The following is a 25755-nucleotide window of genomic DNA, read 5'->3' as shown; positions in this document are numbered from 1 at the left end:
CTCACGCGTAGGGGCTGTCGGCGCCGGCGGCGGCCGGGTGGGGCGCACGGGCCGGGCAGCAGCCGACCGGGCAGAGGTTGTGGCTCGCGCCCAGCGTGCCCAGGGCGCACGGGGTGACCTCCTGACCGCGCGCCACGGCGGCGCGCTCCATGATCAGGTCCCGGACGGCGGCGGCGAACCGGGGGTCGGCGCCCACGGTGGCCGAGCGGCGCACCGGCAGGCCCAGCTCCTCGGCCTTGGCCTTGGCCTCGGTGTCGAGGTCGTACAGGACCTCCATGTGGTCGGAGACGAACCCGATGGGCGCCATGACCACGGCCGGGACGCCCGCCGCGTGCTGCTCCTCGAGGTGGTCGCAGATGTCCGGCTCCAGCCACGGGATGTGCGGGGCGCCCGAACGTGACTGGTAGACGAGCCGCCAGGGGTGGTCGACGCCGGTGCGCTCGCGGACGGCGTCGGCGATCAGCTGGGCCACGTCCAGGTGCTGCTCGACGTAGGCGCCGCCCTCCCCGTGGACCTCGACGGGGCCGGAGGTGTCGGCGGCGGAGGTCGGGATGGAGTGCGTCGTGAAGGCGATGTGGGCGTCGGCGCGAACGTCCTCGGGGAGGTCTTCGAGGGAGCGCAGCACACCGTCGATCATGGGCTCGACGAAGCCCGGATGGTTGAAGTAGTGCCGGAGCTTGTCGATCTTCGGCAGCTCCAGGCCCTCCGCCTCCAGCGTGGCCAGCGCGTCCGCGAGGTTCTCGCGGTACTGGCGGCAGCCCGAGTAGGAGGCGTAGGCGCTGGTGGCCAGCACCAGGATGCGGCGGCGGCCGTCGGCGGCCATCTCGCGCAGGGTGTCCGTCAGATACGGCGCCCAGTTGCGGTTGCCCCAGTAGACGGGCAGGTCCAGGCCGTGCTCGGCGAAGTCCTTGCGCAGGGCGTCCAGCAGGGCGCGGTTCTGGTCGTTGATGGGGCTGACCCCGCCGAACAGGAAGTAGTGCTGCCCGACTTCCTTCAGGCGTTCCTTCGGGATGCCGCGTCCGCGCGTGACGTTCTCCAGGAACGGGACCACGTCGTCCGGGCCTTCGGGACCGCCGAAGGAGAGCAGGAGCAGGGCGTCGTACGGGGTGGCATCGAGCGCGTCTGGCATGTCTCGATCCTGCCACTCGGTGCTGACAGCCAGGAAACAGCAGGGTGACGAGTCGGGTTCCAGTCGGTTTATGCCGGTTTTTCCTGCCGGCCAACAAGGTGCGCTTAGGGTCGCCTAACTCGTAACCTGTATCAGCCGCATTCGCGCCTTACCGAGCCGCTTCGGAGACCCCGTGCCCAGCCCCTACAGAGCCCTGTTCACCGAACCCGGCACCAAGGCGTTCTCCGCCGCGGGATTCCTCGGCCGGATGCCGCTGTCGATGATGGGCATCGGCGTGGTCACGATGGTCTCCCAGTTGACCGGGCGGTACCGGCTCGCAGGCGCGCTGTCGGCCACCATCGCGCTGTCCGCCGCGGTGATCGGGCCGCAGATCTCCCGGCTCGTCGACCAGCACGGGCAGCGCCGGGTGCTGCGCCCCGCGACCCTGGTGGCCCTCACGGCGGCGGCCGGGCTGCTGCTCGCGGCGTACGCCAAGTGGCCGGAGTGGGTGCTGTTCGTCTGCGCCGCCGGGATCGGCTCCGTGCCGAGCCTGGGCGCGATGATCCGGGCCCGCTGGGCGGCGCTGTACCGGGGCACCGGCAAGCTGCACACCGCGTACTCGTTCGAGTCGGTCGTCGACGAGATCTGCTTCATCTTCGGCCCGATCATCTCGATCGGCCTGTCCACGGCCTGGTTCCCGGAGGCCGGCCCGCTGCTCGCCGCCTGCTTCCTGGCCGCCGGCGTCTTCTGGCTCACCGCCCAGCGCGCCACCGAACCCGAACCGCACCCGCGCGAGCAGCACGGCGGCGGTACGGCCCTGCGCTCGGGCGGGCTCCAGGTGCTGGTGGCGACCTTCATGGCGACCGGTGCGATCTTCGGCTCGGTGGACGTGGTCACCGTCGCCTTCGCCGACGAGCGCGGCCACAAGGGCGCCGCCAGCGTGGTCCTGGCGCTGTACGCGGCCGGATCCTGCGTGGCCGGGGCGGTCTTCGGGCTGCTGCGGTTCACCGGGGCGCCGGAACGCCGCTGGCTGCTGGGCGTGGCGGCGATGGCCGTGAGTATGATCCCCCTCCTACTGGTCGGAAACCTGCCGCTTCTGGCCGTGGCGCTGTTCGTTGCGGGGCTGTCCATCGCACCGACGATGATCACGACGATGTCCCTCATCGAAGAGCACGTACCTCGCGCGCGGCTCACCGAGGGCATGACCTGGGTGAGCACCGGCCTCGCGGTCGGTGTCGCGCTCGGCTCCTCCGTGGCCGGCTCGGTGATCGACGCCGCCGGGGCACGGGCCGGGTACGGGGTTCCGGCCGTGTCCGGGGCCGTCGCGGTCGCGGTCGGTTTCCTCGGGTACCGCCGGCTGCGCAGGCCGGCCGCGGGTCGGGGAGGCACCGTTGAGCAGCACAGCGAGCGGGAAGAACGGCACCTGGCGTAACTGGGGCGGGAACGTCTCCGCCCGGCCCGCCCGGCAGGTCGCGCCGGCGTCGGTGGAGGAGCTGGCCGCCGCGGTACGCCGGGCCGCCGAGGACGGTCTGAAGGTGAAGGCGGTCGGGACCGGGCACTCCTTCACGTCCATCGCGGCCACCGACGGTGTGTTGATCCGCCCTCAACTGTTGACCGGAATCCGCAAGATTGACCGTGAAGCCATGACGGTCACCGTGGAGGCCGGCACCCCGCTCAAGAGACTCAATGCGGCTCTGGCGCGCGAGGGACTGTCGCTCACCAACATGGGCGACATCATGGAGCAGACGGTCTCCGGGGCCACCAGCACCGGCACACACGGCACGGGCCGTGAGTCGGCCTCGATCGCCGCCCAGATCACCGGGCTCGAACTCGTCACGGCCGACGGCTCGGTGCTGACCTGCTCCGAGAAGGAGAATCCGAAGGTCTTCGCGGCCGCCCGAATAGGCCTCGGTGCCCTCGGCATCGTCACCGCGATCACCTTCGCCGTGGAACCTCTGTTCCTGCTCACCGCGCGCGAGGAGCCGATGCCCCTCGACCGGGTCCTCGCCGAGTTCGACCAACTCTGGGCGGAGAACGAGCACTTCGAGTTCTACTGGTTCCCGCACACCGGCAACACCAACACCAAGCGGAACAACCGCAGCGCCGGTCCCGAACAGCCCGTGGGGCAGCTGGCCGGCTGGTTCGAGGACGAGTTCCTGTCCAACGGCGTCTTCCAGGTGGCCCAGTGGGTCGGCCGCGCCGCCCCCGCCGCCGTTCCGGCCATCGCGCGGATCTCCAGCAAGGCGCTGTCCGCGCGGACGTACACGGACATCCCTTACAAGGTCTTCACCTCGCCGCGCCGGGTGCGCTTCGTGGAGATGGAGTACGCCGTCCCCCGCGCGGCCCTGGCGGAGACGCTGCGCGAGCTGAAGTCCATGGTCGAACGCTCGGGGCTGCGCGTCAGCTTCCCCGTCGAGGTGCGCACCGCCCCGGCCGATGACATCACCCTCTCCACCGCCTCGGGGCGGGACAGCGCCTACGTCGCCGTTCACATGTTCCGGGGCACGCCGTACCAGGCCTACTTCACCGCCGCCGAGCGGATCTTCACGGCCCACGAGGGCCGGCCGCACTGGGGCAAGGTGCACACCCGGGACGCCGAGTACTTCGCGCGCGTCTACCCGCGCTTCGGCGAGTTCACCGCGCTGAGGGACCGCCTTGACCCGGAACGGCTGTTCCAGAACGACTACTTGCGGAGGGTTCTGGGGTCGTAGGCGTCTGGGCGGATCCGCTGGGCGTGGGGGTCGGGGACGGGCTCGGGCCGCCGGCCTGCCCGCCCGGGGAGTCGCCGGGCGTCGGCGTCGCGCTGTGGGCCGTACCGCCGCCGGCATCGGGTGTGTGTGCGCGGGACGGGATGCGCGAAGGCGGCGGTGCGTCCCCGGACCCGGCGGGCGCATCGGACGTCGAGGAGTGCGAGCTCCGGCCGGTGACGGCGTCGCTGACCGTCGTGCCCCTGCCGCCGCTGAAGGCATTGCCGGACACCAGTTCGTACGTCGTGACACCGGCCATGGTCACCCCGAACACGACGGCGGCCGCGATCACCGGCCGCCGTCGGCTCCTCACTCCCGCGCGGTAGACGGTGCCCTCGGTGAACTCGCCCGGAGCCGGTGGCACTTGCCCCCTGGGACGGGCCGTGACCGTCGCCTCCCTCAACTGCTCCCCGGTCCGCTTGAAGAAGTGCTGGAACAGCGAGCCCCCGCAGGTGGCGACGGCACTCACGACACCCGCGCCGAGGATGGTGCCGTACACCCCGAAGTACGACGCCAGTTTGGCCGCCACGACGGCCGCGAGGGCACCGCCCGCGACCTGGGGGACGCTCAGGTCGATCCGTTTGCGACCCGCATCGGGCGTTTCACGCATACCCGGAACTTGCCCGCCTTTCCCGTACTTGATCGACATCGGTCCACCGGCTGCACGAAAGAGGGACGCGCGCCAGAAACCATTAGTTCCGTTTCTGGCGATTGCGTGAAGTTCGCCACGTTCGTGATCGGCAAAACCGCTTGCCGGCGGCCAAGTCGCGAGCCTTGCCAGAAGTTGGGCGGCGCGCCCATCCACGCACATGGTCCAAATGGAGTACTGTTGCGAGCCCTGGGTCCGGTCCCCCACCAGGGTGTCCGCGGCCTTGAAGGACCGCCGGGAGGGGGCTAGTTGCACAGGGTGACAGTTTTGGTCACTTAGCGTTGCGAATAGGTAACCGTGCCATAACGGCGACCCAGGGCCCGTGCCCGACACGCCGGGCAACTCGGCAAGGTTGTGGCAGGCTGCACCCGGGCAGGCCACACTCGACTAGCGGAAGCAGCGACGCACGTGACGTCGGCAGGCACCACCCGGGAGGTCCCCATGCCCGAACTGCGTGTCGTGGCCGTCTCGAATGACGGCACACGGCTGGTGCTCAAGGCTGCCGACGCAACGGAGTACACCCTTCCGATCGACGAACGGTTGCGCGCCGCCGTGCGCGGCGACCGGCCGCGCCTCGGCCAGATCGAGATCGAGGTCGAGAGCCATCTGCGCCCGCGTGACATCCAGGCGCGTATACGCGCGGGTGCCACCGCGGAGGAGGTCGCGCAGCTCGCCGGCATCCCCGTCGACCGGGTCCGCCGCTTCGAGGGTCCCGTGCTGGCCGAGCGTGCCTTCATGGCCGAGCGCGCCCGCAAGACCCCGGTCCGCCGCCCCGGCGAGAACTCCGGGCCGCTGCTCGGCGAGGCGGTGCAGGAGCGGCTGCTGCTGCGCGGCGCCGAGAAGGACACCGTGCAGTGGGACTCCTGGCGCCGCGACGACGGCACCTGGGAGGTGCTCCTCGTCTACCGCGTCGCGGGCGAACCGCACTCGGCGAGCTGGACGTACGACCCGCCCCGGCGGCTCGTGCAGGCCGTGGACGACGAGGCACGCTCGCTGATCGGCGAGTCCGACGACCTCGCCGTGCCCGAGCCGAGCTTCCCGTTCGTGCCGCGCATCGCCCGCCTGCCACGCGAGCGTTCGATGGACCGCGCGCTGGAGCGGAGCGAGCGGGAGCGGCCGAGCCTGCCCGCGCAGCCGTCCGAGCCCGCCGAGGAGAGCACGGGCGAACGCGACTCGCTGACCAGCCTGCTGGAGGCGGTGCCGAGCTTCCGGGGTGACCTGGTGGTCCCGGAGCGCCCGGCGGAGACACCGGAGGAGCCCGCCGACGAACCGGCCGCCGAGGAGCCGCCGGCCCCCGCCGCCTCGGCCGGTTCGGCCTACGCGGACGTCCTCATGCCCCGCTCCGTCGGCAGCCACCGCGACCGGCTCATCGGCGCCACCGACCGCCAGGCGGAGGCCGACGGCGTCCGCCCAGGCCGCCGTGCCGCCGTGCCGAGCTGGGACGAGATCGTGTTCGGCACGCGCCGCAAGAAGCAGGAGTAACCGGCCGTACGGAAACGGAAAAGTGGGGGTACGCGTGCGTGCCCCCACCTTCCGGCTGCACGCGTGCGTGCCCGGCTTTCCGGCCGCACGCGTGTGTGCCCCGCTCCCCGGCTGGCGCTACTGCGGATCCGCGCCCACCGCCACCGGACGGGACGGGTCCGAGGACCATTCGGACCAGGAACCGGCGTACAGCGCCGCCGGAATGCCGGCCACCGCGAGCGCGAGGACCTCGTGGGCGCCGGAGACGCCCGAGCCGCAGTACACGCCGACCTCGGTGTCCGTGGAGACGCCCAGGGCCTTGAAGCGGTCCCGCAGCTCGGCCGGGGGCAGGAAACGGCCGTCGGGGCCCACGTTCTCCGTCGTCGGTGCCGACACCGCGCCCGGGATGTGGCCGCCGACCCGGTCGATCGGCTCCACCTCACCGCGGTACCGCTCCCCCGCCCGCGCGTCCAGCAGCACACCCGTGCGGGCAAGGGCCGCGGCCCCGTCCGCGTCCAGCAGACCCGACGCGGCAGGAACCGGCCGGAAGTCTCCCTCGGCCACATCCGGCACCTCGTTCGACAGGTCGCCCTCCCAGGAGGGCAATCCGCCGTCGAGGACCCGCACGTCCGGGTGACCCGTCCAGCGCAGCAGCCACCAGGCGCGCGCCGCCGCCCAGCCCTGGCCGCCGTCGTACACGACGACCGGACGGCCGGCCGACACGCCCGCACGGCGCATCGCGGCGCCGAACTCCGCGAGGTCCGGCAGCGGATGCCGGCCGTTCCGGCCGGGCTCTCCGGCCAGTTCCCGGTCCAGGTCGACGAAGACCGCACCGGGGATGTGCCCGGCCGCGTACTCGGCCCGCCCGTCGAAGGCCGGCGCACCCGCCGCCTTCGCCACGCTCAGCTGCCAGCGCACGTCCAGCAGCACCGGCGGGCGGTCGCCGGTCAGGTCGGCTGCGAGTTGGGTTGTAGTGATGATGGCTGTCATGGCGCCATGCATACGCCAGGGGTGGCCGCGGCGTCCAGGTCCGACTACTCTGCTCGGCCGGACAGGCTCGATCACCGGGCGTACGGGATCGAGCACGTGTTGTACAACCGGCGGACGCCCGCCGGCCATCGTCAGGAAGCGGCGGAAGACGGCAGACCGGGCATCCTCCCGTAGGTACAGCCGAGCGTCGGCGCGGTAAGTCCCGTCGCGGCGTGGAGGATGCGGGCAGCGGCACGGGCGTACCCGCCGCCGGCATGGACAGCCCTTCCGGGGAGCGGAAGCGACACGGCCACCGCGAGGGGCCGGGGAGAGAGTGATCGATGACCGAGGCACGGGAGCCGGCCGGCCCGCACGCGCGGCGCGCGCCCGGCACGCCCTGCTGGGTGAGCCTGATGGCGCACGGGCTGGACGCCACCGAGGAGTTCTACGGTGAGCTGTTCGGCTGGGAGTTCCAGCCTGGCCCGCAGCAGCTCGGCCCGTATGTGCGGGCGCTGCTGGACGGGCACGAGGTGGCCGGCATGGGCCAGCTGCCGCCGGACCGCCGGCTGCCGATCGCCTGGACGCCGTACCTCGCCGCGGACGACGTGGACCAGACGGCCGACACCGTACGGGAGTGCGGCGGCACCGTGGCCGTCGGACCGCTGGACGCCGCCGAGGCCGGGCGGCTGGCCATCGCGGCGGACCCCTCCGGGGCCGTGTTCGGCATCTGGCAGGGCGCCACGCACCTCGGCACCACGATCACCGGAGTGCCCGGCACGCCCGCGTGGAACGAGCTGGTGACCTTCGAGACCGAGAGCGTCTCCAAGTTCTACGCGACCGTGTTCGGTTACGAGCGGGAGCCGATGATCTCCGCGGACTTCGACTACGTGACCCTCCATCTCGCCGGCCGCCCGGTGGCCGGGCTGCACGGGGTCGGGCACGCCCTTCCCCGCGATCGCGGACCGCACTGGCAGACGTACTTCGAGGTCGCCGACGCCGACGCGACGGTGCGGCACGTGGCGGACCTCGGCGGCCGCGTGATCAGACAGCCGCACGACAGCCCGCACGGCCGGGTGGCGACCGTGGCGGACCCGGAGGGCGCGGAGTTCTCGGTGATCCAGAACCCGCACTGAGCCCTCGGGGCGGGACCGGCCGGCCGCCCTGGTCGGGCTCAGCCGGAGGAGACGGGCAGGACGTCCGGGGAGAGGGCCGCCGCCCGTGCCGTCGCGGCGGTCATCCGACGGCGGTGGTGGCGGCGGCACAGCACCTCGTAGCCCACTTCGCCGGCCGCCTGGTTGACGTCGCCGACGACCACCTGGGCGCCCTCGACCACCATCTCACCGCCTATCGTGCGGGCGTTGTGCGTGGCGCGGGCGCCGCACCAGCACAGCGCCTCCACCTGGAGGACCTCGATGCGGTCGGCCAGCTCCACCAGCCGCTGCGAGCCGGGGAAGAGCTTGGAGCGGAAGTCGGTGGTGATCCCGAAGGCGTACACGTCGAGGCCGAGATCGTCCACCACGCGCGCGAGCTGGTCGATCTGCTCGGGAGCGAGGAACTGCGCCTCGTCCGCGATCACGTAGTCGGCCCGGCGGCCCTGCGAGAGGTGCTCCACGAGAGAGGCGTACAGGTCCTGGTCGGCGGCGACCTCGACCGCGTCGGTGACCAGGCCGAGCCGGGAGGACAGCTTGCCCTCGCCCGCGCGGTCGTTGCGGGTGAAGATCATGCCGACGAGCCCGCGCGCGGAGCGGTTGTGCTCGATCTGCAGAGCCAGCGTCGACTTCCCGCAGTCCATCGTTCCGGAGAAGAACACCAGCTCGGGCATGAGGAGTTGAGCACCTTTCGGCGAGTAGTCACACGAGTAGTCACAGGGAGGCGAGCGTCAGGAGCGTACTTCGAGCAGGGGAACCAGCTGCTCGGCGGGCGTCATGGAACCGTGGTTGCCGACCAGCGACGACTCCTTCGGCTCCCGCTCGGACGCGATGATCAGGACGTCGTCGTGCGCGGCCGCGACCACGTCACCGAGCCGTGGGTACACCCGCTCGGCGCACTCGCCGGGCCGCCCGAACCAGCCCGCCGCGATCGCCTCGTCCCGCGAGGCCACCCAGAACTGCTCGCCGAGCACCTCGCGCCAGACGGTCAGTACGTCGTTCTCGGCGCCCGGCACCGCGTACACGTGCCGCGCCCGGCCCTCGCCGCCCAGCAGGGCGACCCCGGCGCGCAGCTCCCAGTCCGTGTCGAAGTCGATGCGGTGCTCGTCGTCGAAGGGGACGTCGACCATGCCGTGGTCGGCGGTGACGTAGAGGGCGCTGCGCGGCGGCAGTTGCTCGGCGAGGCGCTGGGCGAGGCGGTCGACGTACATCAGCTGGCCGCGCCAGGTGTCGGAGGCGACGCCGTAGCGGTGTCCGGCGCCGTCCAGCTCGGAGTAGTACGTGTAGACCAGCGAGCGGTCCCCGGCCGCCAGCTGCTCGGCCGCGAGGTCCATGCGCTCCTCGCCGCTCAGCCGGCCGTGGAAGCTGCCGCCGCTGAGCGCGATCTTGGTGAGCGGGGTGTGCTCGAAGACGGGCGAGGTCACCTGGGCCGCGTGCACCCCTGCGTCCTGCGCCAGCTGGAAGACGGTGGGGTACGGCTGCCAGGCGCGCGGATCGGTGTACGGCTGCCAGCGGAGCTGGTTCATCAGCTCGCCGGTGGCCGGGTTGCGCACGGTGTAGCCGGGCAGGCCGTGGACGCCGGGCGGCAGGCCGGTGCCGACGGAGGCGAGGGACACCGCGGTGGTCGCCGGGTAGCCGGCGGTGAGCGGGCGCCCCGTGCCGCCGCGCGAGGTGCCGAGCAGCGAGGTCAGGAAGGGGGCCTCGTCCCGGTGGGCCAGCAGCTGCTCCCAGCCGAGCCCGTCGATCAGGAGGACGCAGACCCGGTCGGCCGCGGTCAGTTCCCGGATCGTGGCGGTCATGCCGGGGACGCCCATGCGGGCGGCCAGGGTGGGCAGCAGGTCGGCGAGGGAGCCGGTGCCGTACTCGGGCAGCGGCGCGGTGTCCAGGGCGAGGGGTTCCGGGTGGTCCCAGGCGGAGAGCGCGGACATCAGCGGGCGATGTCCGCGGTCGCCTCCGAGATGGCCTGTGCGAAGGCGAGCGCCTGGCGCACCGTCTCCGGGCCGTCCCCGGCCTCGCTGACGCGCAGGCTGAGGTCGTCCGCCGTGGAGTTGCCGGTGTAGCCGTGGTCGGCGTCGCAGTTGGGGTCGCCGCAGGCTGCGGGCTCCAGGTCGATGCGGCTGACCGCGCCCCAGCCGATGGTCAGCACGACCTCGCGGGGCAGGGTGCCCGGCGCGTACTGCTCGGGATTCGCGACCACCCGGCTGACCACGACCGACGAGATCCGGCCCAGCTTCACGGACTCGGTGGAGGTGGTGGCGTACGGCGTCGGGGAGGTGCTGTCGGCGGCCTGCTCGTCGGTGTGGCTGACGATGAAGCGGTTGCCGGTGAGAACGAGCACGGTCACATGCCGCCGCACCTCGTTCTGATCGAAGGTGGTCTCCTGGTGGACCAGGTACGACCGGATGGGCTCGCCGCCCACAGCGGCCTCCACCGCCTCGGCCACGAGGGCCGGGTAGTAGCCGCTGCGCTCGATCGCCGAGCGCAGCCCCTGGGTCGTCGTACTGGTCTTGGCCATGGCGTCCATCCTAATCCGTGGGCAAGGGGGGTCCGGGCCAGTCGCGGAGACCGGGGTCGGCCTGCGCACGCGCGCGTGGGCGCCGCTGGACGAGCCCCGGCAGGATGTCCAGCCCCTCCGCGGCGATCAGGCAGGAGACGGGTTCGGGCCCGCCGCCGTCCGCCTCGAACGCGACCACGACGGGCAGCGTTTCGCCCAGTGCTCCCCGCAGCCGTGCCGTCTCGTCGGCGGTGGGCTCACGGAAGACGGGGTCCTGGAAGGCGGAGGGACACGCGACGAAGCCCGGGGCGGTGAAAACGATCTCCAGGCCGTGGTGGTAGGTGAGGTCGTACCCGGCGGCCAGCCGCAGCTGCCCGCCGTGCCGGACGATCACTTTCCAGTCCCACCAGCTGCCCTCGGGCAGCGGGCGGCCGGCGATGTCCATGCGGTCCCCCTGATCAGTAGGCCGGCATCGTGCGCGGGCCCAGGTCGTCGCGGGCCGGTGGCGGCGCGAGCCGTACCGTGGCGCCGAGGACGCTCACCCCGTGCGGGGCGACGACGACCGGTTCCAGGGTGACGGCGACCACCTCCGGATGATCGTCGACCAGCCGGGACACCCGCAGCAGCAGCTCCTCCAGCGCCGGGGTGTCGACGGGCGTGGAGCCGCGCCAGCCGAACAGCAGCGGTGCCGTACGGATCGACCGCACCAGCGAGGTCGCCTCCCGGTCGGTGACCGGGATCAGCCGGTGCGCCATGTCCCCGAGCAGCTGGGAGGCGGCCCCGGCGAGCCCGAACGACAGCACGGCCCCGGCCGCCGGGTCGATCACGGCTCGTACGACGGTGTCGACGCCGCGCGGTGCCATGCCCTGCACCACCGGCCGCAGCCCCTCCGGCTCGCCGAACAGCTCGGTCAACTCGGCGTACGCCCGGCGCAGTTGCTCCTCGTCCGCCAGGTCGAGGCGTACGCCGCCCAGGTCGGCGCGGTGCCTCAGATGCGGGGCGGTGGCCTTGAGGGCGACCGGGTAGCCGAGGGCTCGGGCGGCCTCGGCGGCGGCGTCCGGGGTGGGCGCGGGCAGCGCGCGCCGCACGGGGATGCCGTACGTGCCGAGCAGGCCGCAGGTCTCCGCGTCGGGGATGGTGAGCCCTTCCCCGCGCGCGAGCAGCTCACCGATCAGCCGCGCGGCCCCCTTCTCGTCGATGTCGTCGTACTCCGGTACCTTCCCGGGGTCCATGGCCTCCCGCCGCCACTGCCCGTACCGGACCGCTTCGGCGAGGGCGCGAACGGCCCGCTCGGCTGCGGGATAGGCGGGGATGAGGTGGGTGCCTTCCGGAGGGACCGTCGGCGCGGTGGGCGGTCGTTCCACAGGGCGGCGGAACGGGGGGGCACCGCCCTCCGCGCCGGGTGCCGTGTCAGCGGCCTGTGGTGCGGTGCTCGCCGCGGCCGACAACGCCTCCGCGAGCCCCCCGAGCTCCACATGCACCACCAGCACCGGCTTCCCCGGAACGGCAGCCGCGGCCGACCTCAGCGCCTCGGCCAGCTCCGCCTCCCCCGGCGAGGCTTCCCCGATCGCGGGGATCGCCGTCACCACGACGGAGTCGCAGGTCTCGTCGGCCAGCGCGGCGCCCAGCGCCCGGTGGAAGTCCTCCGCCGTCGCCCCGGTCGTCAGGTCCAGCGGACGCGAGGGCCGCAGGCCCTCCGCCACGCACCGGTCGTACGTCAGCACCCCCAGTGACTCGGAGTTCCCCAGGATCGCCACCCTCGGCCCCGCCGGCAGCGGCTGCCGGGCGAGCAGCAGCCCCGCGTCGACCAGCTCGGTGATCGTGTCGACCCGGATCACCCCGGCCTGCCGCAGCAGGGCGGAGACGGTGGCGTGCGGCAGCCGGGTGGCCCGCACCGTGTGCCCCTGCGGCGCGGAACCGACGCCCTGCACCACGACCAGCGGCTTGGCCGCCGCCGTCCGGCGCGCGAGGCGGGTGAACTTGCGCGGGTTGCCGATGGACTCCAGGTACATGAGGGCGACGTCGGTCTCGGGGTCGTCGTACCAGTACTGGAGGACGTCGTTGCCGGAGACGTCCGCGCGGTTGCCGGCGGACACGAAGGTGGACACGCCGGTGACCCCGGTGACCCCTCCCCCGCGCCGGTGCAGCCGGGACAGCAGGGCGATGCCGATGGCGCCGGACTGGGCGAACATCCCGATGCGGCCGGGCCGGGGCATCTCCGGGGCGAGGGAGGCGTTGAGGCGCACGTCCGGCGCGGTGTTGATGATCCCGAAGGCGTTCGGGCCGATGAGCCGCATGCCGTACGCGCGTGCCTGCTGGACGAGGGCCCGCTGCCGCTCGCGCCCCTCGGGCCCGCTCTCGGCGTACCCGGCGGAGAGCACGACGAGCCCTTGCACCCCGTGTTCCCCGCACTCGGTGACGACGGCGGGCACGTGCTCGGCCGGTACGGCGACCACGGCGAGGTCCACCGGACCGCCGATGTCCCGCACGCGCCGGTGCGCCGGCACGCCGTCGACCTTCTCCAGGTCCTCGGGGAAGGCCTTGTTCACGGCGTGCAGCCGGCCGCCGTAGCCGACGTCCCGGATGTTGCCGAGGACGCTGCGGCCGACGCCGCCGGGGGCGCGGCCGACGCCGACGACCGCGACCGAGCCGGGCATGAGCAGCCGCCGTACCGAGCGGGCCTCGGCGCGCTGCTCCCGCGCGCGCTGCACGGCGAGGGAGCGGTCGGTGGGTTCGAGGTCGAACTCCAGGCGGACGACGCCGTCCTCGAAGCTGCGCTGCTGGGTGTAGCCGGCGTCCGTGAATACCTTGATCATCTTGGTGTTGGCGGGCAGCACCTCGGCGGCGAAGCGACGGATGCCGCGCTCGCGGGCGACCGCCGCGATGTGCTCCAGCAGCGCGGAGGCGACCCCGCGGCCCTGGTGGGCGTCCTGCACCAGGAAGGCGACCTCGGCCTCGTCGGCGGGGGCGGAGGCGGGCATGCCGTCCGCGCCGATGCGGTCGTAGCGTACGGTGGCGATGAACTCGCCGCCGATGGTGGCCGCGAGTCCCACCCGGTCCACAAAGTCGTGGTGCGTGAAGCGGTGGACGTCCTTGGCGGAGAGCCTGGGGTACGGCGCGAAGAAGCGGTAGTACTTCGACTCGTCCGAGACCTGCTCGTAGAAGCTGACCAGGCGGTCGGCGTCATCAACGGTGATGGGCCTGATGCGCGCGGTACCCCCGTCGCGCAGCACCACGTCCGCCTCCCAGTGGGCGGGGTATTGGTGCCGGTCCTGCCGGTCCGCCGAGGTCTGCATGGGCCCCAGAGTACGGCTCGCGTCCGACAACGGCGCGGGGCAGTCTGTGGAGGACGGAAGCCGGAACCGAGGCCGCGGTTCCGGCGCCACGGCGGAGCGGACGAAGGTCCGCTCCGGGCACGCTTCGCGATATGGGAAACTGGTCTAGACAACCCTGAAGACTGAAGGGCAGCAACACATGGCTGAGCGCCGCGTCAACGTCGGCTGGGCCGAGGGCCTCCACGCCCGTCCCGCCTCCATCTTCGTCCGAGCCGCCACGGCCGCAGGCGTCCCGGTGACGATCGCCAAGGCTGACGGCAACCCCGTCAACGCGGCCTCCATGCTGGCTGTCCTGGGCCTGGGCGCCCAGGGCGGCGAGGAGATCGTCCTCGCCTCCGACGCCGAGGGCGCCGACGCCGCCCTGGACCGTCTGGCCAAGCTGGTCTCCGAGGGCCTCGAGGAACTGCCCGAGACGGTCTGAACACCAGCGCACTGATACAGCGGAGCCGCGCCGCCTTTTCGGGCGGCGCGGCTCTGTGTTTCCGGGCTCATTGCGCGCACACCGGAATTGAGGCAGCGGAAATACTTCGCGACCGAATACCTCTTCTTTGTATACGGCGCCCGTGTTAATGCCGAAGGCCCGACATGTTTACGGCATGTTGCGAAGTCCTCACACGCTCGGCGCCCCCGGAAAAACGCAGCCGGTGCGCGGCGGTCGCGCGCTCGGTGTGCAGCGCCGTGACCGCCCGCGCGCGCTCGCCGTCGCCGCGCGCCACCGCGTCGACGATGGCGCCGTGCTCCGCCCAGTACTCCACCGGGCTCGACGGCGCCTCCACCGCGTACATCCAGGAGATCTTGTGCCGCAGCTGGCTGAGCATCGCCGTCAGCGAGGGGCTGCCCGAGGCCTGGGCGAGCGTCTCGTGGAACCAGCCGCCCAGCGAGCGCAGGTCGCCGCTGTTGCCGCTGCGGGCCCGCTCCTGGCCCAGCCTGACGAGGCCACGCAGCACCTTCAGATGGGCCTCGGTGCGCCGCTGCGCGGCCCGGGCGGCCCCGAGCGGCTCCAGCAGCAGGCGCATCTCCAGCAGGTCGGCGGCCTCCTGCTCGGTCGGCTCGGCCACGCACGCGCCCGCGTGCCGGCGGGTCACCACGAAGCCCTCGGCCTCCAGGGTGCGCAGAGCCTCGCGGACGGGGACGCGCGAGACGCCGTAGCGGCGGGCCAGGACTTCCTCGGTCAGCCGGCCGCCGCGCTCGTAGACACCCGCGACGATGTCGTCCCGGATGGCCGTGCACACCGAGTGCGCCGGAATACGCATGACCGACCTCCGCCTTAATCCCCGTGAAACGTCGACGATGGACGCCTGTTCCGTGACTCTATTCCAATGAGCCGGAATTTCCGACGGCGGGCCGGAATCCATGGATATTTTTTGGTCAGCGGATCGGGTGGCGCCCGTGAAAAGACGGCGAAAGCCCCGGCTCGGTGAGCCGGGGCTTCGCATGCAGTGCGACGAGGCGTCAGACGTTCACGCCGTGCTTGCGGAGGTAGGCGACGGGGTCGACGTCCGAGCCGTAGTCGGGGGTCGTACGGGCCTCGAAGTGCAGGTGCGGGCCCGTGGTGTTGCCGGTCGCGCCGGACAGGCCGATCTGCCGGCCCGGGGTGACCTGCTGGCCCACCGAGACGCCGATGGACGACAGATGGCCGTACTGGGTGTACATGCCGTCGGCCATCCTGATCACGATCTGGTTGCCGTACGCGCCGCCCCAGCCGGTGGAGACGACCGTGCCGGAGCCGACCGCGTGGACCGGGGTGCCACTGGCGGCGTGGAAGTCTATGCCCGTGTGGCGGCCGGAGGACCACAGGGAGCTGCTGGCCTGGTAGCCGGTGGAGACGTAGGAGTCGGCTATCGGGGCGACGAAGGCGTTCAGGCGCTCGCGCTCGGCCTCCCGGGCGGCGCGGGCCCTGGCCTCGCGCTCCTCCTTCGCCTTCCTGGCCGCGGCCTCCTCGGCCGCCTTCTGCTCGGCGGCCCGCTGCTGCGCGGTGGCCTGTGCGTCGATGTGCTCGGCGACGTCGTCGCTCACGGCGAGGACGGGCGTGAGGCCGGTCTGCTCCACCGTGTTCTCGGCGGCGAGCGCCGGGGAGGCGGCGAGGGTGCCGATGACACCGGTGGTGGTGAGGGCCGCGACGCCTGCCGCCTGAGCGGTGGTGCGCTTGACCCGGCCGGGCTTGCGGTGCTTCCCGGTGGCGCACATGAACGCCATGGAGTGGCTGGTCCTTTCCTTCCCTCTCGCCTACCGGGTTAGCTGACGGGTTCGGAGCAGGAAGGTCTCCTACGGACTCCCTCGCGCTGGCGCGGGCGCCCGATTCACCCCAGGGACTGCGTGGGTCCCCGGCTCCCCTGGCTCGCGCCGTACGGGGACTCGGCGATGGCTGTCCGGTGCCGCGGGTGCGGCGCACTGCCTACCGACGAACAGCCCGGACGACGCTACGGAAGCCTGCTTCGAACCCCAAACCGATCCGGGCCTTTGTAGCGCATCCCACAGGGCAGACAGGCAACCTCCGTCTCAAATCGGGCATCTGGAGAAGGGAGTGGAACAGCAGGGGCCCTGACGACGAGTCGGTCGTCAGGGCCCCACGCGCGTGTGCCGTCACTCAGCAGCCGTCCCTACGGGGACTACTCGGCCGCCACCACGGTCACTTCACCGATCCCCAGCGCCTCCACCGGTGCCTTGATCTGGGCGGCGTCACCGACGAGGACGGTCACCAGACGGTCCACCGGGAAGGCGTTCACGACGGCCGCCGTGGCCTCCACCGTGCCCGTCGCGGCCAGCTGCTGATACAGCGTCGCCTGGAAGTCGTCGGGCAGGTACTGCTCGACCTGGTCGGCCAGCGTGCTCGCGACGGCGGCCGCGGTCTCGTACTTCAGCGGCGCCACCCCGACGAGGTTCTGCACCGCCACGTCCCGCTCGGCGTCGGTCAGCCCGTCCGCGGCGAGGGTGCGCAGCACCTTCCACAGGTCCTCCAGCGCCGGGCCGGTGTTGGGGGTGTCCACGGAGCCGCTGATGGCGAGCATCGACGCGCCCGTGCCGTCCGGCGCGGACCTGAGGACCTGGCCGAACGCGCGCACACCGTAGGTGTAGCCCTTCTCCTCGCGCAGGACGCGGTCCAGGCGGGAGGTGAGGGTGCCGCCGAGGCAGTAGGTGCCGAGCACCTGGGCGGGCCACACACGGTCGTGCCGGTCGGGGCCGACGCGGCCGATGAGCAACTGCGTCTGCACGGCGCCGGGCCGGTCCACGATGACCACGCGTCCGGTGTCGTCGGCGGTCACCGGCGGCACGGGCCGCGGCTCGCCCGGGGTGCCCGTCCAGGCGCCCAGGGTGTCGAGGAGCAGCGCGTCCAGGTCGACGCCGGTGAGGTCGCCGACGACGACCGCGGTGGCGGTGGCCGGGCGTACGTGCCGGCCGTGGAAGGCGCGTACGGCGGCGGCGTCGATCTTCTCGACCGTCTCCTCGGTGCCCTGGCGCGGGCGCGACATGCGCGCGGCCACCGGGAACAGCTCCTTGGAGAGCTCCTTCGCGGCCCTGCGGGAGGGGTTGGCCAGCTCGTGCGGGATCTCGTCCAGGCGGTTGCGGACCAGCCGCTCCACCTCGCTGTCGGCGAACGCGGGCGCGCGCAGCGCGTCGGCGAGCAGGCCGAGGCCCTTGGCCAGGCGGGAGGCCGGGACCTCCAGGCTGAGCCGGACGCCGGGGTGGTCGGCGTGCGCGTCGAGCGTGGCGCCCGCGCGCTCCAGCTCGGCGGCGAACTCCTCGGCGGAGTGCTTGTCGGTGCCCTCGGAGAAGGCCCGCGCCATGATCGTGGCGACGCCGTCCAGACCGGCCGGCTCGGCGTCCAGGGGCGCGTCGAGCAGCACCTCGACGGCGACGACCTGCTGGCCGGGGCGGTGGCAGCGCAGCACGGTCAGGCCGTTGTCGAGCGCGCTGCGCTCGGGCGCCGGGAACGCCCACGGCTTGGCCTCGCCGGGCTGCGGCTGGGGGTGGAAGTCCATGGTGGCGAGCTGGGTCACTTGGCCGTCTCCTCGTTCTCGTTACCGGCCTCTACGGTGGCTTCCTGCTCCGGGTCCTCGGGGACGTCGGCGTCCGGGGCCTTCTCCGGGGACTTCGGCTCGTAGACCAGAACCGCGCGGTTGTCGGGGCGCAGGCGGGCCTGGGCGACCGCCTGGACCTCCTCGGGGGTCACCTCCAGGACGCGCTTGACGGCGGTGAGGGCGAGCTGCGGGTCACCGAACAGGACGGCGTACCGGCACAGTTCGTCGGCGCGGCCGGCGACCGTGCCGAGCCGGTCCAGCCACTCGCGCTCCAACTGGGCCTGGGCGCGCTCCATTTCCTCGGGCGTGGGGCCCTCCTCGGCGAACCGGGCCAGCTCCTCGTCGATGGCGGTCTCGATGACCGGCACCTCGACGTCACCGGAGGTCTTCACGTCCAGCCAGCCCATGGAGGGCGCGCCGGCGAGCCGCAGCAGGCCGAAGCCGGCCGCGACGGCCGTGCGGTCGCGGCGCACGAGCCGGTTGTAGAGGCGGGAGGACTCGCCGCCGCCGAGGACGGTCAGGGCGAGGTCGGCGGCGTCGCACGCGCGCGTGCCGTCGTGCGGGAGGCGGTAGGCGGCCATCAGGGCGCGCGCCGGGACCTCCTCGACGACGACCTCGCGCTTCTGCTCGCCGATGACCTCCGGCAGGGAGCCGTCGCGGGGGGCGGGCTTGCCGTCGTGGGAGGGGATCGACCCGAAGTACTTCTCGATCCAGGCGAGGGTCTGCCGGGGATCGATGTCGCCGACCACGGAGAGCACCGCGTTGTTCGGCGCGTAGTAGGTGCGGAAGAACTGGCGGGCGTCCTCCAGGGTGGCCGCGTCCAGGTCCGCCATCGAGCCGATCGGCGTGTGGTGGTAGGGGTGGCCCTCCGGGTACGACAGGCCGGTCAGCTTCTCGAAGGCGGTGCCGTAGGGCACGTTGTCGTAGCGCTGACGGCGCTCGTTCTTGACGACGTCCCGCTGGTTCTCCATGGACTCGTCGTCCAGGGCGGCGAGCAGCGAGCCCATGCGGTCGGCCTCCAGCCAGAGGGCGAGCTCCAGCTGGTGGGCGGGCATGGTCTCGAAGTAGTTGGTGCGCTCGAAGCTGGTGGTGCCGTTGAGCGAGCCTCCGGCGCCCTGCACGAGCTCGAAGTGACCGTTGCCCTTGACCTGCGCCGAGCCCTGGAACATCAGGTGCTCGAAAAGGTGAGCCAGGCCGGTACGCCCCTTGACTTCGTGGCGGGAGCCGACGTCGTACCAGAGGCAGACCGCCGCGACCGGGGTCAGGTGGTCCTCGGAGAGCACCACGCGCAGACCGTTGGCCAGGCGGTGCTCGGTCGCTGTCAGGCCCCCGGAGCCTGCCTCGGCTGTGGTCGTGTGACCCATGGGCATGTACATCCCTTCGCGAGCGGAGGCGGTTGTGGAAACCGCGGTTTTCCTGCCGTTCCTGCCACTGTATGCAAACCGTGCGGGACCTCGACGAAGTTCCGGCGGGACGTACGCCCACAGCGGATCCCGCGGCCCTGGCCGGACCCGCCCGGGGATGCTGGGAAACCTCCCGGGACCGGGTCGTGGTACGGGTTGTCAGTGCCGCGGTCCACAATGGTCCGCGTCAGATCAGTCAATCGCTTCAGCAAGGAGCCGGCAGCGATGGCCCGCCGCAGCACGAAGACCCCGCCGCCCGACGATTCGTTCGAGGAGAGGATCCTCGACATCGACGTCGTGGACGAGATGCGTGGCTCCTACCTCGAGTACGCGTACTCGGTCATCTACTCGCGCGCCCTGCCGGACGCCCGTGACGGCCTCAAGCCGGTGCACCGCCGGATCGTGTACCAGATGAACGAGATGGGCCTGCGCCCCGACCGCGGCTATGTGAAGTGCGCGCGTGTCGTCGGCGAGGTCATGGGCAAGCTGCACCCGCACGGCGACGCGTCGATCTACGACGCCCTGGTGCGCATGGCCCAGCCCTTCTCCATGCGCGTGCCGCTGGTCGACGGCCACGGCAACTTCGGCTCGCTGGGCAACGACGACCCGCCGGCCGCCATGCGGTACACCGAGTGCCGGCAGGCCGAGGCGACGAGTCTGATGACCGAGTCGATCGACGAGGACACGGTCGACTTCGCGCCGAACTACGACGGCCAGGAGCGCGAGCCGGTGGCGCTGCCCGCCGCCTTCCCGAACCTGCTGGTCAACGGCTCCTCGGGCATCGCGGTCGGCATGGCGACGAACATGCCGCCGCACAACCTGCGCGAGGTCGTCGCGGCCGCCCGCCACCTGATCAAGTACCCGAACGCGGACCTGGACGCGCTGATGAAGCACGTCCCGGGCCCGGACCTGCCCACCGGCGGCCGGATCGTCGGCCTGGACGGCATCCGGGACGCGTACGCGACGGGCCGCGGCACCTTCAAGATGCGCGCGACGGTCTCGATCGAGACGGTGACCGCCCGCCGCCAGGGCCTGGTCGTCACCGAACTGCCCTTCACGGTGGGCCCCGAAAAGGTCATCGCGAAGATCAAGGACCTGGTCAACGCGAAGAAGGTCCAGGGCATCGCCGACGTCAAGGACCTCACCGACCGCGAGCACGGCCTGCGCCTGGTCATCGAGATCAAGAACGGCTTCGTGCCGGAGGCGATCCTGGAGCAGCTCTACAAGCTGACCCCGATGGAGGAGACCTTCGGCATCAACAACGTCGCGCTGGTCGACGGCCAGCCGCTCACGCTGGGCCTGAAGGAGCTGCTGGAGGTCTATCTCGACCACCGCTTCGACGTCGTCCGGCGCCGCAGCGAGTTCCGCCGCACCAAGCGCCGCGACCGGCTGCACCTGGTCGAGGGCCTGCTGACCGCGCTGGTCGACATCGACGAGGTCATCCGGCTGATCCGGTCCAGCGAGAACTCCGCGCAGGCCAAGGAGCGCCTGATGCAGCGCTTCTCGCTGAGCGAGGTGCAGACGCAGTACATCCTCGACACGCCGCTGCGCCGGCTCACCAAGTACGACCGCATCGAGCTGGAGTCGGAGAAGGACAAGCTCACCGCGGAGATCGCGGAGCTGACCCGGATCCTGGAGTCCGACGCGGAGCTGCGCAAGCTGGTCTCGGCCGAACTGGCCGCCGTGTCCAAGAAGTTCGGCACCGACCGGCGTACGGTCCTGCTGGAGTCCGCGGGCGCCCCCGTGGCCGCGGTGCCCCTGCAGGTGGCCGACGACCCGTGCCGGGTGCTGCTGTCCTCGACGGGTCTGCTGGCCCGTACGGCGACCGCCGAGCCGTTCCCGGAGCAGGCCGGCGCCAAGCGCGTCAAGCACGACGTGATCGTCTCGGCGGTGCCGGCGACCGCGCGCGGCGAGATCGGCGCGGTGACCTCGGCGGGCCGGCTGCTGCGGATCAACGTGGTCGACCTGCCCCAGCTGCCGGAGACGGCGGCCGCGCCGAACCTCTCCGGAGGGGCGCCGCTGGCGGAGTTCGTCTCCCTGGAGGACGACGAGACGGTGGTCTGCCTGACCACGCTGGACGAGTCGTCCCCGGGCCTGGCGCTCGGCACCGAGCAGGGCATCGTCAAGCGTGTGGTGCCCGACTACCCGTCCAGCAAGGACGAGCTGGAGGTCATCACGCTGAAGGAGGGTGACCGGATCGTCGGCGCGGTGGAGCTGCGCACCGGCGAGGAGGACCTGGTGTTCATCACCGACGACGCGCAGCTGCTGCGCTTCCAGGCGTCCATCGTGCGCCCGCAGGGCCGTCCGGCCGGCGGTATGGCGGGCATCAAGCTCGCCGAGGGCGCGAAGGTCATCTCCTTCACGGCGGTCGACCCGGCGGCCGACGCGGTGGTGTTCACGGTCGCGGGCTCGCGCGGCACGCTGGACGACTCGGTGCAGACGACCGCCAAGCTGACCCCGTTCGACCAGTACCCGCGCAAGGGCCGGGCCACGGGCGGCGTGCGCTGCCAGCGGTTCCTGAAGGGCGAGGACTGCCTGTCGCTGGGCTGGGCGGGCCCGGCTCCCGCGCGCGCGGCGCAGAAGAACGGCACCCCGGCGGAGCTGCCGGAGCTGGACCCGCGCCGGGACGGTTCGGGCACGTCGCTGCCGAAGACGGTGGCGGTGATCGCGGGACCGGTGCTCTAGGCCTCGTACGACGCCTCGTACGGCTGCGCGTCGGGCTCCTCCTCGGAGCCCTGGACGTAGCGCAGGACGCCCCACATGCCGCGTTCGTCGGCGTGTGGGGCGTCGTTCTCGCACCCCTTGAGCTCCTGGCCGAGGGCCTCGGTGTCGATGCCGGAACCGATCAGCACGAGCTGGGTGAGCCGGTCGCCGGCACCGCCCCAGGGTTCCGGGTAGAAGCGCAGAAAGCGGCCGACGGCGTGCACGGTGTACCGGTTGAGGGGGTCGTACGGCCCGAAGTCGACGTAGCCCTTGATCCGGTACAGCCCCTCGGGCCGGCTGTCGAGGAAGCGCATGAGCCGGCGGGGTTCCAGGGGCGCCTCGGAGGCGAAGGAGAGGCTGTCGTAGCCGGTGTGCAGATGACCCGCGTGCTCATCGTGCCCGTCGGCCTCGGTGTGCTCCGTGGGCTCGTGCAGGTCGTCGAAGGACAGCTGCCCGATCCGCTCCTCGCTCGGCCTGCAGTCGAAGAGGAACTCCGGGTCGATCCGGCCGTAGGTGGCGGGGACCACGGCGGCGCGGTCGGCGAGGGAGCGCACCAGACCGAGCACCCGGTCACCGTCGGCGGCCCGGTCGAGCTTGTTGACCACGACCAGGTCGGCGAGGGCCAGATGCCGGTCGATCTCCGGGTGCCTGGCGCGGGTGTCGTCGAACTCGGCGGCGTCCACGACCTCGACGAGGCCGCCGTAGACGACCCTCGGGTGCTCGCAGGCCAGCACCATGCGCACCAGTTCCTGCGGCTCGGCGAGCCCGCTGGCCTCGATGACGATCACGTCGATGCCGGTGCCCGGGTCGGCGAGCCGCTCCAGGTAGAGATCGAGTTCACCGGCGTCGACGGCACAGCACAGGCAGCCGTTGCCGAGCGAGACGGTCGAGTCGCCGAGGGCGCCCGCGACGGCCATCGCGTCGATCTCGATGGCCCCGAAGTCGTTGACGATCGCCCCGATCCGGCTGCCTCCGCTGCGGTGCAGGAGGTGGTTGAGGAGGGTGGTCTTCCCGGAGCCCAGGAATCCGGCGAGCACGACGACCGGGATCTGCGGACCGCTGCTGTTCCCCAACGGGTGACCTCTCTCGTGTGGACCGACTGCCGGTCCAGGATAGGAGGGGCTCCTGGGGCGGGTGCGTCAGCCGGTGGCCGGCACCGCGACCGGCGGCGTCGGCCCCACGTAGCGCGCGACCGGCCGGATGATCTTCGAGTCGGCCGCCTGTTCCAGGATGTTGGCGCTCCAGCCCACCACGCGTGCCGCCGCGAAGGTGGGGGTGAACATCTCGCGGGGCAGTCCGCACAGTTCCATGACCACACCGGCGTAGAACTCCACGTTGGTGTGGAGTTCGCGGCCGGGCTTCAGCTCGGCGAGGATCGCCTCGACGCGGCGCTCGACCTCCACCGCGAAGTCGACGCGCGGACCGCCGAAGCCGAGGGCGATCTCCCGCAGCATCCGCGAACGGGGGTCCTCCGTGCGGTAGATGGCGTGTCCGAAGCCCATGATCCGGTCACCGGCGAGCACCCGCTCGCGGATCCACGGGTCGATCCGCTCCGGCGTGCCGATGGCGTCCAGGGTGTCCAGGGCCCGGCTGGGCGCGCCGCCGTGCAGCGGCCCGGACAGGGCACCCACCGCTCCGGTCAGGCAGGCGGCCACGTCGGCTCCGGTGGAGGCGATCACGCGGGCCGTGAAGGTTGATGCATTGAACCCATGATCAATGGTTGAGATCAGATATTGCTCGACCGCACGCGCCCGTCGCGGTTCGGGTTCCACACCCGTGAGCATGTACAGGTAGTTGGCCGCGTACGTGAGGTCGTCACGCGGCTCGACAGGGTGGAGCCCCTGCCCCAGCCGGTACAGCGCGGTGAGCAGCGTGGGTACGGCCGCGCAGACGGCCAGGGTGTCGGCGCGGCGCCGGTCGGCGTCGATGTCGTACACCGGTCGCAGCCCCCGCGCCGAGCCCAGCAGGGACAGGGCCGTGCGCAGCCCGGACAGCGGGCCGGAGACGCGGCTCGCCGCGGCGATCTCGGGCAGTGCCGCGCGGACTTCCTCGGGCAGCCGCCGCAGCGTCGCGGTCTCGTGGGCGAAGGCGGCGCGGCGCTCGGCGTCCGGGAGCGTGCCGTGGACCAGGAGGTGCCAGACGTCCTCGAAGCCGCGGGTCCGCGCGAGTTCGACGGCCGAGTACTGGCGGTAGTGGTAGAAGCCCTCGCGTCCCCGGACGTCACCGATCTCGGTCTCGGTGACGACGACGCCGGCGAGTCCGCGCGGTGCGTCGATGAGCGGGCTCGCGGTCCTGTTGATGGCCATGGTTCTCCTCCCTGGACTTGATCCGACTGTCCATGCTTGACTAATTGCTTGTCAATATTGATTTAATCAATGCATGCCGATCAACATGTGCAGAGGCGGCTACCGTGACCTCCATGCGCGATCACGAACCCGCTCCCGGCCGTCCCGGGCGCAGGCTGACCACCAAGGAGACCGCCGAACTGCTCGGCGTGAAGCCGGAGACGGTGTACGCGTACGTGAGCCGCGGCCTGCTCAGCAGCAGGCGCGAGCCCGGCGGCCGTGCCAGCACCTTCGAGGCGAAGGAGGTCGAGGCCCTCGCCCGGCGTCACCGCCGTGAGGCGGCCGGAACCCCGGGCTCCGGCGGGGACCTGTCCGTCCGGACCCGGATCACGCTGATCGAGCACGACCGGTACTACTTCCGGGGCGTGGACGCCGTCGAGCTGGCGCTCCGTCACTCCTACGAGGAGGTCGCGGAGTGGCTGTGGACGGGCCGGCTCACCCCGGGCGTGACCTTCACCGCGCCCGGCCCCACCGTCGAGGTCGCGCGCCGCGCGGTGGACGCGCTGTCCGAGCACGCCTCCCCCACCGACCGGCTCCGTGTGGCGGCCGTCGCCGCGGCGGCCGAGGACCCGCTGCGCTTCGACCTGTCCGAGAACGCCGTGCTGAACACCGCGCGGATCCTGATCCCCACGCTCGTCGCCGCGCTGCCGCCGGCCCGGCGCGACCACAAGGACGACGCTCCGCTCGCCCACCGGCTCTGGGTCCGGCTGACCGGCCATCCCGCCGACGAGGCGTCCCTGCGGGTCCTGGACACCGCGCTCGCCCTGCTCGCCGACCACGATCTGGCCGCCTCCACGCTCGCCGTCCGCGTCGCCGCCTCGGCCCGCGCGCACGCCTACGCTGCCGTCTCGGCCGGGCTCGGCGTCCTGGAGGGCCCGCTGCACGGCGCCGCGAGCGGCGACGCCCACCGCATGCTCCTCGACGTGCTCGACCAGGGCACGGCGGTCCCCGTGATCGCCGGCGAACTGCGCGGGGGACGCCGGGTCCCTGGGCTCGGCCACCGGCTCTACACCGGCGAGGACCCGCGCGCGAGCGTACTGTTCGGCCTCCTGGAGCAGGTCCCGCGCGCGGAGTCCGCCCTGCTCGCCGCCCGGGACATCGTCGCCACCACCGCCCGGCACACCCCGCTGCACGCCAACGTCGACCTCGCCCTGGCGGTCTTCACCGCGTCCAGCGGCATGCCCGCCACGGCCGGCGAGACGATCTTCGCCGTCGCCCGGACGGCGGGCTGGATCGCACACGCCCTGGAGGAGTACGGCGAGCGCCCGCTCCGCATGCGCCCGGTGGGCCAGTACGTCGGTCCGCGGCCCCCGCGGCCCCTGCCGGAGTAGGTCGTCGGTGCACGGCCTCCACTAGCGGCCGAACCCTCCCCGA

At 72.3% G+C, this 25755-nt stretch carries 21 protein-coding genes and 1 riboswitch; of the genes, 8 read left to right on the top strand and 13 right to left on the bottom strand.

What is annotated here, in order from left to right; translation table 11 throughout:
* Position 1: 1 nt before the first annotated feature.
* On the bottom strand, positions 2–1129 hold the full coding sequence (locus ABT288_RS16345) for a ferrochelatase (protein WP_351607599.1): 1128 nt from the start codon (positions 1127–1129) through the stop codon (positions 2–4).
* A gap of 172 nt (positions 1130–1301) precedes the next feature.
* On the opposite strand from ABT288_RS16345, the gene ABT288_RS16340 reads away from it, so the two are divergent.
* The 4 genes from ABT288_RS16340 to sepH all read left to right on the top strand — a co-directional run bounded on the left by ABT288_RS16340 (position 1302) and on the right by sepH (position 5986).
* Positions 1302–2540 carry an MFS transporter gene (locus ABT288_RS16340; protein ID WP_351607596.1) on the top strand — a complete coding sequence of 413 codons (1239 nt, stop codon included), beginning with the start codon at positions 1302–1304 and terminating at the stop codon, positions 2538–2540.
* Positions 2500–3819 carry a D-arabinono-1,4-lactone oxidase gene (locus ABT288_RS16335; RefSeq protein WP_351607594.1) on the top strand — a complete coding sequence of 440 codons (1320 nt, stop codon included), beginning with the start codon at positions 2500–2502 and terminating at the stop codon, positions 3817–3819. The genes ABT288_RS16340 and ABT288_RS16335 overlap by 41 nt, the downstream gene beginning before the upstream one ends.
* A 23-nt stretch (positions 3820–3842) precedes the next feature.
* A complete protein-coding gene (locus tag ABT288_RS16330) occupies positions 3843–4181 on the top strand; it encodes a hypothetical protein (RefSeq protein WP_351607592.1) in 339 nt (112 codons plus the stop codon).
* Between the two features lie 764 nt (positions 4182–4945).
* Complete coding sequence (gene sepH / locus ABT288_RS16325) at positions 4946–5986, top strand: septation protein SepH (RefSeq protein WP_351607590.1); 1041 nt, start codon at positions 4946–4948, stop codon at positions 5984–5986.
* A 117-nt stretch (positions 5987–6103) separates the two neighbouring features.
* Here the strand turns inward: sepH and ABT288_RS16320 are convergent, their stop codons facing one another.
* Positions 6104–6955, bottom strand: coding sequence for a sulfurtransferase (locus ABT288_RS16320; protein ID WP_351607588.1), 852 nt, complete (start codon positions 6953–6955; stop codon positions 6104–6106).
* Between the two features lie 320 nt (positions 6956–7275).
* Between ABT288_RS16320 and ABT288_RS16315 the strand changes: the two genes are divergently transcribed.
* Complete coding sequence (locus tag ABT288_RS16315; protein WP_351607586.1) at positions 7276–8067, top strand: VOC family protein; 792 nt, start codon at positions 7276–7278, stop codon at positions 8065–8067.
* A gap of 38 nt (positions 8068–8105) precedes the next feature.
* On the opposite strand, the gene ABT288_RS16310 is transcribed toward ABT288_RS16315, so the two are convergent.
* The 5 genes from ABT288_RS16310 to ABT288_RS16290 are packed head-to-tail and all read right to left on the bottom strand — an operon-like array spanning position 8106 to position 13872.
* A complete protein-coding gene (locus tag ABT288_RS16310; RefSeq protein WP_351607585.1) occupies positions 8106–8756 on the bottom strand; it encodes a thymidine kinase in 651 nt (216 codons plus the stop codon).
* Between the two features lie 57 nt (positions 8757–8813).
* Positions 8814–10010, bottom strand: a complete 1197-nt coding sequence (locus ABT288_RS16305) for an alkaline phosphatase family protein (protein WP_351607584.1) — start codon at positions 10008–10010, stop codon at positions 8814–8816.
* A complete protein-coding gene (locus ABT288_RS16300) occupies positions 10010–10597 on the bottom strand; it encodes a DUF5998 family protein (RefSeq protein ID WP_351607581.1) in 588 nt (195 codons plus the stop codon). The genes ABT288_RS16305 and ABT288_RS16300 overlap by 1 nt, the downstream gene beginning before the upstream one ends.
* Positions 10598–10607: 10 nt before the next feature.
* On the bottom strand, positions 10608–11021 hold the full coding sequence (locus ABT288_RS16295) for a hypothetical protein (protein WP_351607579.1): 414 nt from the start codon (positions 11019–11021) through the stop codon (positions 10608–10610).
* A gap of 13 nt (positions 11022–11034) precedes the next feature.
* On the bottom strand, positions 11035–13872 hold the full coding sequence (locus ABT288_RS16290; protein WP_351607575.1) for a bifunctional acetate--CoA ligase family protein/GNAT family N-acetyltransferase: 2838 nt from the start codon (positions 13870–13872) through the stop codon (positions 11035–11037).
* A gap of 178 nt (positions 13873–14050) precedes the next feature.
* Between ABT288_RS16290 and ABT288_RS16285 the strand changes: the two genes are divergently transcribed.
* Positions 14051–14332 carry an HPr family phosphocarrier protein gene (locus ABT288_RS16285; protein ID WP_003993478.1) on the top strand — a complete coding sequence of 94 codons (282 nt, stop codon included), beginning with the start codon at positions 14051–14053 and terminating at the stop codon, positions 14330–14332.
* 145 nt (positions 14333–14477) lie between these two features.
* On the opposite strand, the gene ABT288_RS16280 is transcribed toward ABT288_RS16285, so the two are convergent.
* The 4 genes from ABT288_RS16280 to ABT288_RS16265 all read right to left on the bottom strand — a co-directional run bounded on the left by ABT288_RS16280 (position 14478) and on the right by ABT288_RS16265 (position 19300).
* Positions 14478–15164: a GntR family transcriptional regulator gene (locus ABT288_RS16280; protein ID WP_351607573.1), complete on the bottom strand. Its 687-nt coding sequence runs from the start codon at positions 15162–15164 to the stop codon at positions 14478–14480.
* Positions 15165–15363: 199 nt separating this feature from the next.
* On the bottom strand, positions 15364–16107 hold the full coding sequence (locus ABT288_RS16275) for a M23 family metallopeptidase (protein WP_351607570.1): 744 nt from the start codon (positions 16105–16107) through the stop codon (positions 15364–15366).
* 12 nt (positions 16108–16119) lie between these two features.
* A riboswitch (cyclic di-AMP (ydaO/yuaA leader) is annotated at positions 16120–16282 on the bottom strand.
* Positions 16283–16520: 238 nt separating this feature from the next.
* Positions 16521–17909 carry a M16 family metallopeptidase gene (locus ABT288_RS16270; RefSeq protein WP_351607568.1) on the bottom strand — a complete coding sequence of 463 codons (1389 nt, stop codon included), beginning with the start codon at positions 17907–17909 and terminating at the stop codon, positions 16521–16523.
* Positions 17906–19300 (bottom strand): M16 family metallopeptidase, encoded by a 1395-nt coding sequence (locus ABT288_RS16265; protein ID WP_351607566.1) that lies wholly within the window; start codon positions 19298–19300, stop codon positions 17906–17908. The genes ABT288_RS16270 and ABT288_RS16265 overlap by 4 nt, the downstream gene beginning before the upstream one ends.
* A 258-nt stretch (positions 19301–19558) precedes the next feature.
* Here ABT288_RS16265 and ABT288_RS16260 point away from each other — a divergent pair, with 258 nt between their 5' ends.
* A complete protein-coding gene (locus ABT288_RS16260) occupies positions 19559–22018 on the top strand; it encodes a DNA gyrase/topoisomerase IV subunit A (protein WP_351607563.1) in 2460 nt (819 codons plus the stop codon).
* On the opposite strand, the gene ABT288_RS16255 is transcribed toward ABT288_RS16260, so the two are convergent.
* Both ABT288_RS16255 and ABT288_RS16250 read right to left on the bottom strand, forming a co-directional pair.
* Entirely contained in the window at positions 22015–23109 is a 1095-nt protein-coding gene (locus ABT288_RS16255) for a CobW family GTP-binding protein (RefSeq protein ID WP_351607560.1), read from the bottom strand. The two genes, ABT288_RS16260 and ABT288_RS16255, sit on opposite strands and share 4 nt — an antisense overlap.
* Positions 23110–23175: 66 nt before the next feature.
* Positions 23176–24342, bottom strand: coding sequence for a citrate synthase (locus ABT288_RS16250; protein ID WP_351607558.1), 1167 nt, complete (start codon positions 24340–24342; stop codon positions 23176–23178).
* Between the two features lie 113 nt (positions 24343–24455).
* Here ABT288_RS16250 and ABT288_RS16245 point away from each other — a divergent pair, with 113 nt between their 5' ends.
* The gene (locus ABT288_RS16245) at positions 24456–25712 is read left to right on the top strand and encodes a citrate synthase (protein ID WP_351607556.1); all 1257 of its coding nucleotides are present in this window, start codon (positions 24456–24458) and stop codon (positions 25710–25712) included.
* Positions 25713–25755 lie beyond the last annotated feature (43 nt).

Source organism: Streptomyces sp. NPDC001093 (assembly GCF_040298985.1).
In the GTDB taxonomy this organism is placed as follows: Bacteria; Actinomycetota; Actinomycetes; order Streptomycetales; family Streptomycetaceae; genus Streptomyces.
Note: the sequence above shows the minus strand (reverse complement) of the source record. Positions and strands in the feature narration are given on the sequence as shown.